Source organism: Clostridium sp. E02 (genome assembly GCF_003833015.1).
GTDB lineage: Bacteria > Bacillota > Clostridia > Lachnospirales > Lachnospiraceae > Lacrimispora.
Genome location: NZ_RJLQ01000026.1, coordinates 25,615 through 37,463 on the forward strand (window position 1 = coordinate 25,615; position 11,849 = coordinate 37,463).

Below are 11,849 nucleotides of genomic sequence, written 5' to 3' on the forward strand. Positions count from 1 at the left end.
AAACTCCGTTATACTTAGTCATCCAGATAATCCTTTAGCTTTTTGCTTCTGCTGGGATGGCGCAGTTTACGCAATGCCTTAGCTTCTATCTGGCGAATTCTTTCTCTTGTTACATTAAACTCTTTTCCAACTTCTTCCAAAGTTCTAGGTCGACCGTCACTTAAGCCAAATCTTAATTTCAGAACTTTCTGTTCTCTTTCCGTTAGGGTATCAAGTACTTCCATCAGCTGTTCATGCAGCATAGTAAATGTTGCTACATCGGCAGGGACGGCCACCTGATCATCCTGAATAAAATCACCTAAATGACTGTCTTCTTCTTCTCCAATGGGAGTTTCAAGGGAAACCGGTTCCTGAGAGACTTTCATAATCTCCCTCACTCGTTCTACTTGCATATCTGCTCTTTTTGCAACTTCCTCAGCAACCGGTTCACGACCCAATTCCTGAAGAAGTTGCCTGGAGACCCGAACCAAACGATTGATGGTTTCTACCATATGAACCGGTATTCGTATGGTACGTGCCTGATCTGCAATCGATCTTGTAATGGCTTGTCTGATCCACCATGTGGCATAGGTGCTGAACTTATACCCTTTCCGATATTCAAACTTTTCAACTGCTTTGATTAGTCCTAGATTTCCCTCTTGGATGAGATCCAGAAACTGCATCCCACGTCCCACATAACGCTTGGCAATGCTGACGACAAGACGTAGATTCGCCTCTGTCAGCCGTTGTTTGGCTTCCTCTTCCCCTAATTCGATCCGCTTGGCTAGTTCAATCTCCTCCTCACTGGTAAGCAGGGGAACCTTTCCAATCTCTTTTAAATACATGCGAACCGGATCTTCCACACTGATCCCTTCCGGTACAGAAAGATCAATGCTTTCCATATCGATTTCCTCTTCTTCGATCTCTTCTTCCACAAAAAGGTCTTCATCAAGTTCCAGTTCTACATCGTCTATAGGCAGAACATCTACCTTATTATTCTCCAGAAAATCAAAGATCTGATCCATCCGGTCTGAATCCAGATTTTCACCATGAAAAAAATCAAGAACCTCCTGATTTTCCAGAACATTCTTCTTATTCTGAGCTAATAAAAGAAGCCGATTCAATTTCTCTTCAAATTCGGCGGCTGATTCTGCTGCTTTGTTTTTCGCTACAGCTTGTTTTTCTTTTGTTTTTTCTGTAGTCACCATCTTATCTGCTGTCTTCTTAACATTTTCGTCCATGTTCTTCCATCCTTCCACAGCCTGCCTATAGTGTACACCCTAATCCAGCGAAATATTCAAATCCTTTAATGCAGCCTGTTCCTTTATGATTCTTTGCAGTTCTACAATTCCTGCCGCATGTCGGCTTGCATAATCCAGACTGTTTTTTTTCACTTTCAAAATCGTTTCCGAAAACGCCTTTTTCTGTTCTTCATTATTCAGGGATTCTTTTAAACTCGCATGGAAAAGACCAGCGACTTCCCGATACTTTGATTCATCATGAATGAAATGATTTAAAATCTCAGCCGGATTCAATGTTCCGGCAGCGTGTCCGTCAAAAACCATCTGTGCCACCTTATGATACAGTTCTTCTATAAAATCATCGGGAGTAATGACTCCTTTAATTTTATCAAATAGTTCAGGATTCTCAATCAACCAGGTTAGCATAAGTCTTTGCGATCGCAAAACTCCGTCTTCTTTTTCCTTTTTTCGTTGATTTTTCCCTTTTCCTTCCGCTTCATCTCGGGGCATGGACCGAACCGGTCCTAAAGTGGCACCCAGACGATTGACCAGCCGTTTCAGGTCATCATGAGAAATAAAAAATTCTCTGGATACTGCCTCTATATAGTTCTCTCGTTCAAGTGCTTCTGGAAATCCCAAAAGTTTTCTTGCCGTCTGATTGTAAAATTCTGTTTTCTGTTCCGGATCATCCATTTTATAGTTTTTTTTCAATACATCAATTTCATATAGGAAACTGTTGCGTGCCTCATCAATTCTCAAACGAAATGCATCGGCATCCATATTTTTTATAAATTCATCTGGATCTTTATATGGCTCCATATTCAAGACACGAATTGCAAAACCAACCTCTTTTAATATGGGAATTGCCCGAAGTGCTGCCTTCTGTCCAGGTCCATCGCTGTCATACGTCAATACCACTTTATCCGTGTATCGTTTTAACAACTGAGCATGTTGAACCGTAAAAGCAGTCCCCAGTGAAGCCACCGCATTGGTGAAACCAGCCTGGTGCAACGAAATTACGTCAATATACCCTTCACAAATTAATATGTATTTCTCTCTGGAAAGTCTTGCATAATTTAACCCATACAAATTCCGGCTTTTGTCAAACAATTTCGTCTCCGGAGAATTTAAGTACTTGGGTTCCCCGTCTCCCATCACTCGTCCACCGAACCCAATAACCCGGTTATTCACATCCATAATCGGGAACATGACTCGATTCCAAAATTTATCGTGAGTGCCCCGTTCCTCAATGGATACAAGCCCAGACTGTTTTAAAATCTCATCATCAAATCCTTTTCCTTTTAAATACCGGTATAAGTCATCGCTTGTCTTGTTTGAATATCCAAGACCAAACCGGACCATGGTATCGTCTGTCAATTCCCGGTCTTTCAAATACCGATATCCCACTTCACCCTGCTGATTTTTAAGCTGATAGTAAAAATAACCCGCTGCCAGCTTATTGATCTCCAAAAGAGTGGACTTTAAATCTTCCTGTTCCCTCGCCTCTTTACTATATTCCAAAGCGGGAAGTTCAACACCAGCTTTGTCAGCCAGCATCTTCAGTGCTTCTGTAAAGGAATAGTTTTCATATTCCATGACGAAGGAAATGGCGTTGCCTCCGGCTCCGCATCCAAAACAGTAATACATCTGTTTCGCCGGCGAAACAGAAAAGGAAGGTGATTTCTCATTGTGAAAAGGGCACAATCCAAAATAATTGCTTCCCTTTTTCTGTAACTTGACATATCCGGAAATGATATCCACGATATCATTCTTCATCCGGACTTCTTCAATCAAATCCTCCGAATAGCGCATGAAGCATGATACCTCCTTCCACTAATTATTCTTTATATGGCTTTCCACGCTTTTGGAACAAAAAGCTGTTCGAATTTATCGATGGCATAGCTATCGCTCATCCCAGCAATATAATCACAGACTGCTCGCTCCTTGGTTTCTTTCCGAATTTCCATTAAATCGAGATATTCTTTCGCAAGCTTGTCCGGATTATCCATATAATAATGAAAGAGCATGACAATTAAATTCTGGGCTTTTCCTTCCTCAGCCTTGGGAATGTCGTTTTTGTACACATTCTCAAACATCCAGGTCCGAAGCCCTCGCATCGCCTTTTCCATATCCGGCGACATGATAATCTCTTGTTTTTCAAAACTATTTCCGATAATGTCATGGATTAAATTATTCAGGCGTTCTCTAACGCTATGTCCAAGTACATCTGTATAGCATTCTGGCAGATCCGTCTCAACAAACATCTTCGCACGGATTGCATCATCAATGTCATGATTAATATATGCAATCTTATCAGAGAGACGAACGATGGCACCTTCCAATGTACTTGGGTGTCCACTGGTCCGATGATTTAAGATTCCATCTCGTACTTCCCAGGTGAGATTTAATCCCTGCCCGTCTTTTTCCAACACCTCCACCACACGAACGCTTTGCCGATAATGGGCAAATCCTTCGGAGCAGATCTGATTCAGAACTGTCTCTCCAGAATGACCAAATGGAGTATGACCAAGATCATGCCCCAAAGCAATTGCTTCCGTCATATCCTCGTTCATACGCAAGGACTTGGCAATTGTTCTGGCGATCTGAGATACTTCTAGGGTATGAGTCAGTCTTGTCCGGTAATGATCTCCTTCCGGTGCAAGAAATACCTGTGTCTTATGTTTTAATCTACGAAATGCCTTGCAATGTATAATCCGATCCCGGTCCCTCTGATAGGCAGTTCGGATATCACACGGTTTCTCTTCTCGTTCTCTTCCTTTGCTATTTTTGCTGAAGGCGGCATAAGGACTTAAATATGCTTCCTCCCATTGCTCTGTGGATTCTCTGATATTCATTCGATCACATCCTTTGCCCAAAGTTAAGGTACATTATATCATATTTCCAGAAACTTTAATACCCTATATTCAATTATTTGTATGTGCCCTTATTTCCTTTCATCGAACCGTTTTCTGTATACACTGGGTAAGCACCCATAGCGCTTTTTAAAGGCTTTGGAAAAAGCCCTGCTGTCTGGAAATCCATGGTTCATGGCAATCATACCGATCTCATGATCCGACCCCACCAGTTCTCTTACTGCATATTTTACACGTAGATCAATCAAATAAGTACGGTAATTAATCTGTGCGTACTTTCGAAAGATTCTAGACAAATACGTTGGACTAAATCCAAACCGTAAGGCCACTTCATTCAGATTTAACTCTTGATCATAATTTTCCCTCATATACTGTGTAACATGAGACAATTTATCCAATTGTATTTTTTGACGAATCACTTCTTTATCCATGTTCTCTGTCTTGAATTCAGTCACCAGTAAATACAAGAACTCATAGAACTGACTTTTTACCTTCAGGCTGCATCCATACTCCTGCTTTTCATAGATTGACCACATTGAAATAACTAGATTCGTTAGCTTCTTATTCTGTGCCTCCCCCTTCTTCTCAAAATCTACATAACTTTCATCTCCCATAAACCCTTCAAACATCTCCCCTGGGATCTGCAATACAATCGTAATATTAGGATTCTGGCATTCGATGGAATGAACTTCATTGGAATTAACCAGAACAAAATCCTGTTCCGAAAGAGAGAGATGCTGATCGTTAATAAAAAAGCCAATCTCTCCCTCCAGAACAAGGAAAATCTCCACAGAATGATGCCAGTGTTTTGTTACTTTATAGTTTCCTTCTCTGCCCTCAAATATAAATAACCGAAAAGGCAGATCTGTGTTGGGGATAACCAGTTCATGTCTGACGTCCATTGCATACCTCCCGAATCGATCTTCTACCATTATAAATCATTTTGATTTATTTTCCAATGGTTTTCAAAGATCCTTAAACTGGAAGGCTATCACTGACGCACAAAACTCCATACCCCAGCTGGGGATTGGGGTACTGACTGATTCCAGGCAGTTTTCTAGTTCCCCGGATCAAGTATGCCTTGATTTTTTCCCCAAACAAAAAAGGATCTCTGCCATCTATAACCCCCCACTGCATAAGAAGAGCTGAACTTCCAGTAACAAAAGGTGTGGCAAAGGAAGTTCCCGTCACGGCTTCATATCCACCACCCTCTCTCGCTGCAATAATACCTACACCTGGAGCTGCCAAATCCGGTTTTACCTGATTGGTTCTTCTCGTATATCCTCTTCCCGAAAAATCAGCGTAGGACTGATAGGTATCATCATAGGCTCCTACAGAAATCACTTTGGCTGCAGTCGACGGTATGGTTAGCGTAGTTTCTGGCGTTGCTCGCAAGAAACGAGTGGATTGATTGAGAACACCAGAAGAGGGGAGCCACATATTAAAGTCACCTTCCACAATCTTTCTTGGTGTTAACCGAAACTTCCAAATTCCACTGCCCACATAAGTTTCCTGGGGGATAAATTCCAAATATATTTCCTGAGCGACGCTGTATGGACCCGGTTTTCCATAATACAAAAGAACTTTGGTGTCTCCAATATTAATGGACTGCGGACCCAACCGGCTGCTGATGGGTCCAATCACTTCTCCAGAAGGAGTAATAATACTTATGTCAAATATATCAGCATAAGATTTCCATAATTGTACACTAAATCCCTGTTGAAACTGTCCCACGCTTAGTTCAATGTCCTGTGGACTTGCAGTTGTTAACACACCGGAGATATGTCCGCCCCCAACCCCCTCATTGCCCGTTCCCACGACAATTACATTTTTTCCATAGTTGGAAATATCATCAAGAAATGTCTCAAGCAAACTGGTTCCATCATGAGACCCATATGTATTACCAAAACTCAAGTTAATTGCAAGAGGCATTTGCCGTTCAACGGCTTCTTTTACCACAACATTCACCGCCCGCATCAATTCTGTAGTTCTTGGAAAACCATCTTTCTGTGGAACACCAAGTTTCACCACTAAGAGAGGGCTTTCATAAGCCACTCCACGGTACTGCCCTCTGTTTTCCCTTCCATTCCCCGCTGCAATAGAGGCAACTGCTGTACCATGCCCGCTAACATCTATAGAAGGAACTAACTTTAGTGCTTCTTCTCTGCTTCCCGTAGCCAGTGCTGTATTAATCTCCTCCTCCGTGAAAACACGGTCCAGATTCTGATCCCATAATTTTAAAATCCTGGTGGTTCCATCCGCATTCCTAAAATCAGGATGATAATAATCAATTCCCGAATCAATAATTGCCACAATCACACCTTTTCCAGTCAGTACATTATTCCCTTGCTGTACAATGTTAACACAAGAGGCCGCCTTTGCCTGGTTAATTGCAAAATTCAGCCCCTTTGGTTTTTCTACAAATTCAATTTGCGCCAGCTCACTTAATGTATCAATATAGGACTCTGGTACTCTTAGTATCGCATATTCATTTACCATCTGCTCAACCTTAATCCCAACTTGTTCCAGTCCACTTATATCCCCAGAATGCTTTACAATCACATCCCAAGTCTTATCCACTGGGTCATAGCCCACATTAAGATTGACGGATTTCGCCCGTTCCTCAGGAGTAGAACTGAGAGCCAGATTAAGAAGATTTTCTAATTTCTGATCTTGCATATGACATTCCTGCTTTTTTATTATTCTACGCAGAACTTACCATTCTCATTCCTTTGTGTTATCAGCTTCTCTAATATCAACCCCATGATAGAAGAATTTCAAAATATCCTCAGAGGTTTTTCCTTCCTTTGCCATGGTCTGTGCTCCGTTCTGACTCATACCAACCCCATGCCCATAACCTCCTCCGTATATGTGAAAAGTGGTAATATTATTCTCATCCACTCCCTGGTTTTCAATGGCTATGTATGCACTGGGAAGCGAGTTGACGTTTTTCATGTTCGAGCCATCTTTTTTTTGTATGGTCATATATTTATTTCCCAGTTTCGCTCTCACCTGACCTTCTCCGCTTATGGTCATAACTCCTTCAGAACCTTCAACTCTGAGTTTTTTTACGATCCCCCCCACGCCACGCTCTGTTACCGTAATATTTAAGATAGAACCAACTTCTGTGATCTCTTCTTCTAATTGACGATTGGTAACCGAAGTTTCCCATCGATACATAGGAAATTGCACATCATAAGCTGGATACTCTTTGTTCTTAATAAAATCTTCAAAATCACCATTTGTAGAAAGATTCAAGACTCCACCTCCATCCTGAAGCAAACACCCATCCAGATATGGAAAATCCACCGGGTTTCCACCCCAAACACTTCCATCTGTAGTATGCCCACAGGAGGTGGAAAAATAAAAAGCTTCTATGGGAGTGTCGTTGTAAAATAACAGTTTGCCATAGGTTTCTTTCACCGCATTCTCAGTCTTTGCAGAAGTGGGAAGATTGTTATATACTTGGAATCTGGTGCTGTCATCCACATGCGCCCCATATTTGCTATAAGTATTACTTTGAATCTGGCGGTAAGCATACGTTCTGGCGCAGACTGCCTGCGCTTTTAACGCTTCTTTCTCATAACTATTTGGCATTTCACTGGGCACAACTTTTGTCAAATAATCTTCCAAATACAATTCATTCACCAACAGCAGTCCTTCCGCATTCTTTCGTATTTCTATGGTTCCTTCATAAGAAGGGACTCCATACGAACGTTTGATGGAATTAATCAAAATAGAGTCTTCATTTTCTAACGGAGCTGCCACAATTCTCCCGTCTTTTAATCTCTCATCTCCGGTATCTATGATTACTTCAGCCTTAGGAGGTACTTTCACAACTCTGCTCCCAAAGGTAAGCGTCATACCACTTTTTGCAGACAGGGTTACCGATGGATGGAAAATTGACTGGAAATTTGAATTCATCAATAGAACGCGTATGGTTTTCGCATCAAATTCTCGGATTAACAAAGCTGCACATAGCTTACCATGCGCCACTATAAATTCCTGATTGTCATACCCCACAATAATATCGGAAACGGAACGTTCTTCAAATCGTCCATAAAGTCTATATACTTTAAAATTCTCGTCCATTTTTAAAGTTCCGTAACCTTCGATTTCAATGGTTGAATCCGTAACAGCCAAGACTTTACCTGATATTTTTTTCTTCTTTAATGTTACCTTTTGAAGGTTTCCTTTTCTTATGGTGATATCTGCAAGCTGGTTTACAAATTTCTCATTTTTTCCCATGGATTCATCGAAAGGAAAGGATCGTTCCACAGATCCTAAGTGTACATGAAATGAGGTTCCATCCCCTGCCGTAATCCACACATTTTTATAAGTAACTGAATCAGATCCAATTCCCTTTATAGAAATAATCTCATTTCCTTTCACCAATATTGTAATCTTACTATCGATATAAGAATCTAAGCTAATCCCTTCAAATTGATAATTTCCTTTGCTTGTATAAGCAGTCCAGGCTTCGGAGGAATTTACATTAGCTGGGGTTCCATATAACAAAACGTCAAGATCTTTGATCTGACCGTCCTTATCTAAACTCTTTCTTAGATCATCATAAAGAAACCACCATTCATCCGCGGGTATCTGTTTTTTGCTTTTTTTCTTTCCCACCTGAATCTGTCTGCCTGCTTCTGGAGCCAATGCCTCTGCAAGATTCTCTGCATCCTCATAAGTTAAAAACCCCTCTGCCAATCTTCGATCAGGGGATACTTGTTTTGAATCTAAGTATCCTTTTTCATATAGAAAGTTCATGTATTTCTCATACCAACCTACCGGTTCATTCTCCGGAAAATATTTTTGCTTTTGATTCGCAAGCATTTTTTCGCAGCTTTCTCTGTCCGTTAACAAGAGAGCAGCCGATTTATAAGCTACCCCTCTTGATATTCCTGCTGGTTTCGGTTCACTTAATAGAACAATTACAATAAGGACCAAAACCAATAGAGGAATACCGAGAACAAACCCGATAAATGTCTTCTTATTCATGCGCTCCTCTTATCTCTTAAATGTTTTTTTATCTTCATCAATTCGTTCTAAATTCATGTAATCCGATGTATTTAAAGATAACTCTTTCTTTTGTAGAGAACGGTTTACCAGCCTGGTGATCAAACTGTAAATGACTGCAAATGCAGGGACTGCAACGATCATTCCTACAAAGCCAAACAGTCCTCCAAAAAACAGGATAGAAAACAGAACCCAGAAGCTGGGAAGTCCAGTTGACTGACCAAGTATTTTGGGTCCCAGTATATTTCCATCAAATTGCTGAAGGAGAAGAATGAAAATCAGGAAATAAAGACATTTCAAAGGACTTACCAAAAGAATTAGAAATGCACTTGGTACAGCTCCGATAAATGGGCCAAAAAATGGGATCACATTGGTTAATGCAATGATCACACTGATCAGCAATGCATATGGCATGTTCATTGTATTTAACACAACAAAACACAAGAGTCCAATCAAAAGAGAATCCAATAGCTTTCCAGTAATAAATCCCCCAAAAACCCGATGTACAAAACGCACTTCCTCAATCACATGATTGGCTGTTTTTAACGGCAGAATGCTATATATGATCTTTTTCCCTTGTGCCGAAAAAACCTCCTTGATGTTTAAGATGTAAACCATAACAATGATGCCGATTAAAATGTTTTTGAAAACGAGAACAACGCTTAACAATCCACTAGACAAACTTCCAATTAGTGTTGACATATTCGGTACCAAATCAGATGTAAGCCATACTTCCAACCGGCTTGTCAACTGTTTATACATCGGAATGACTGCCCGTTCTACTGCAGGATTATCCTCAAACATCTTTTGCAGTCCAATGGAAAATTCATTGATATTCTCTCCAAGAGAATCCTGAAGTCCCATAATGCTGGTGTATATCTGAGGTATGATCATAGAAAAAACTCCTATGACAAATACAAATATAAATGTAAGACTTACTAAAGTTCCCAGTGCCCTTGATAAGGATCTCACTGTCTTCTTCTTTTTTACAAACCGTGGCAGCCATCGAGCGGCAAAATCTCTGGACTTGTTATATACCGGCAATAAAAGATATGCAAGTACAGCCCCATAAATGACAGGCATTAAAATTTCTACGATTAATTGAACCGTTTTTTTTATTTCTTCTAATCTGGAAAGGAAAAACGCGAACGCAATGCTGAGTGCAATAACGGACAAAGCAGTAATCCCCCAGCAGATGTAATTTTTGAATTTAATGTCCTTCATATCATTCTCCTATGTTAATATTAATCTAACAAGTTTTATATACTTTACCATACTTTTTCATAAAGTTAAAGCAGCGATTACTCGCTGCTTTTTATCTTTGGCAACCCCAAAATGCCGTTTCTTACTTATTGACGCCTAGCTTTGCTAGGTGGGCGACCTCAATCAAATTTCTGCCTTCCACTGCTAAGGAGGCTTGACATCCATCTGAATATATTGGAATCCCTTATGTCATAATGTAGGTTCAAAAAGGTAAGAGTGTCGCACATCTCAGGAATTACTTTCTTATGGTTTTCAGTATACACCACATCACAAATTATTTCAAGATCATTTTCTTGACAGTTTTTCCCGATTGGAATCAGACTGCTATATTTTTCCCGCTAAGAAGTCTTCCTTGTTCTACGTATAAATCGATGCGGTTTAAAAGTGAATCGCAGGAATCTTCCTGGATAATTAATTCCACCACTTGCGCAGTTGCCATCGATAGCACGGATAAAAGAGATTTTGCATTTACCATGCTGTCTCCACAAGACAGTTCCATTTTTTCTTCGCACCTTCCGGCAATCAAAACAAAATCAAGGATGGAGTCCATACCCCAAAATCCGATTTCCACCTTTTTCATCTCTCGTATTCCTCCAGATTTCTTATGCATCTAAATCAGTGTGTATACCTGATATTCTTTTTCAAAAATATATCCTAGTTTTTCTGCCAGACCAGAGGAAGGGATATTATCTCCATCCCAGCTTGGGAAAACACCCTTTTCCAAACAGAACAGTAGAAAACAGGAACTGCATGCCAATGCCAGCCCCTGGCGTTGATACTCTCTTCTTGTTGCTACCTTCACTTGAATCATACCCTGACTGATTCCATAAGCAGAACAGGCAGATACAAGTTTGGTTCCATCCAAAGCTGCAAATCCAAATCCATCTTTTATAAAATCTTCCGGAGTCTCAAAATTAGAGCAAAAATCACTGCTCCATTCTTCTTTCAAAGCTAAATCGTATAACTGATGATCCATCTTCCTAATCTGAATCCCCTCTGGAAGAGTTTTCGTATGGCTTGTCAGTGTTTTTTCTGAGAAATGATTCCGATCCTTTCTCATGGCATAACGGGACAGTATCCGGAATTCGCCAGCAAATGTTTCTTCCAACCACTCGGACCACCGCTCGTCAGCAGGTGTTATCAGACTGTGTCTGCACTGCTTTATCAATAATTCCTTTAATTCCAGAACCTGTTCCCCTTTTGGACATATACCAAACACATATGCAAAATTGCCAATAACAATCAAACAAAAGGTGGGATTATATAGTTCCGGAACCCAGACCCTACCCATTCTCCCTTCTGCAGCTCCTCGAGGCAATACCCCCTCAGCCGTACTGCATAGTTGCCTAATGATGTGTCTTTTTTCTTTTTCCAGTTCAATCATAATAATCCTCCTTCCGCTCGTGCATCGTCTTTCATTTCCCGATATCAAAAGGACTCTCTCCTGTTAAAGCCATAGTATAGCACACGATGA

The 11,849-nt window shown here is 40.6% G+C and carries 9 protein-coding genes and 1 other RNA gene; all 10 read right to left on the reverse strand.

The window, feature by feature from the left end; all coding sequences use genetic code 11:
- Window positions 1-14 precede the first annotated feature (14 nt).
- Complete coding sequence (rpoD, locus tag EFT72_RS16885; protein WP_124068085.1) at window positions 15-1,220, reverse strand: RNA polymerase sigma factor RpoD; 1,206 nt, start codon at window positions 1,218-1,220, stop codon at window positions 15-17.
- A gap of 39 nt (window positions 1,221-1,259) precedes the next feature.
- Window positions 1,260-3,032 carry a DNA primase gene (dnaG, locus tag EFT72_RS16890; RefSeq protein ID WP_124068086.1) on the reverse strand — a complete coding sequence of 591 codons (1,773 nt, stop codon included), beginning with the start codon at window positions 3,030-3,032 and terminating at the stop codon, window positions 1,260-1,262.
- 32 nt (window positions 3,033-3,064) lie between these two features.
- Window positions 3,065-4,075 carry a deoxyguanosinetriphosphate triphosphohydrolase gene (locus EFT72_RS16895; protein ID WP_124068087.1) on the reverse strand — a complete coding sequence of 337 codons (1,011 nt, stop codon included), beginning with the start codon at window positions 4,073-4,075 and terminating at the stop codon, window positions 3,065-3,067.
- Between the two features lie 89 nt (window positions 4,076-4,164).
- Window positions 4,165-4,995: an AraC family transcriptional regulator gene (locus EFT72_RS16900; protein ID WP_124068088.1), complete on the reverse strand. Its 831-nt coding sequence runs from the start codon at window positions 4,993-4,995 to the stop codon at window positions 4,165-4,167.
- Window positions 4,996-5,068: 73 nt separating this feature from the next.
- Complete coding sequence (locus EFT72_RS16905) at window positions 5,069-6,772, reverse strand: S8 family peptidase (RefSeq protein ID WP_124068089.1); 1,704 nt, start codon at window positions 6,770-6,772, stop codon at window positions 5,069-5,071.
- Between the two features lie 45 nt (window positions 6,773-6,817).
- Window positions 6,818-9,094: a SpoIID/LytB domain-containing protein gene (locus EFT72_RS16910; RefSeq protein WP_124068090.1), complete on the reverse strand. Its 2,277-nt coding sequence runs from the start codon at window positions 9,092-9,094 to the stop codon at window positions 6,818-6,820.
- A gap of 9 nt (window positions 9,095-9,103) precedes the next feature.
- Window positions 9,104-10,336, reverse strand: a complete 1,233-nt coding sequence (locus EFT72_RS16915; protein WP_124068091.1) for an AI-2E family transporter — start codon at window positions 10,334-10,336, stop codon at window positions 9,104-9,106.
- Between the two features lie 99 nt (window positions 10,337-10,435).
- A non-coding RNA gene (gene ssrS / locus EFT72_RS16920) (6S RNA) lies at window positions 10,436-10,613 on the reverse strand.
- A gap of 78 nt (window positions 10,614-10,691) precedes the next feature.
- A complete protein-coding gene (locus EFT72_RS16925) occupies window positions 10,692-10,955 on the reverse strand; it encodes an HPr family phosphocarrier protein (RefSeq protein ID WP_124068092.1) in 264 nt (87 codons plus the stop codon).
- Window positions 10,956-10,985: 30 nt separating this feature from the next.
- Window positions 10,986-11,759: a GNAT family N-acetyltransferase gene (locus EFT72_RS16930; RefSeq protein WP_124068093.1), complete on the reverse strand. Its 774-nt coding sequence runs from the start codon at window positions 11,757-11,759 to the stop codon at window positions 10,986-10,988.
- Between the last annotated feature and the right edge of the window lie 90 nt (window positions 11,760-11,849).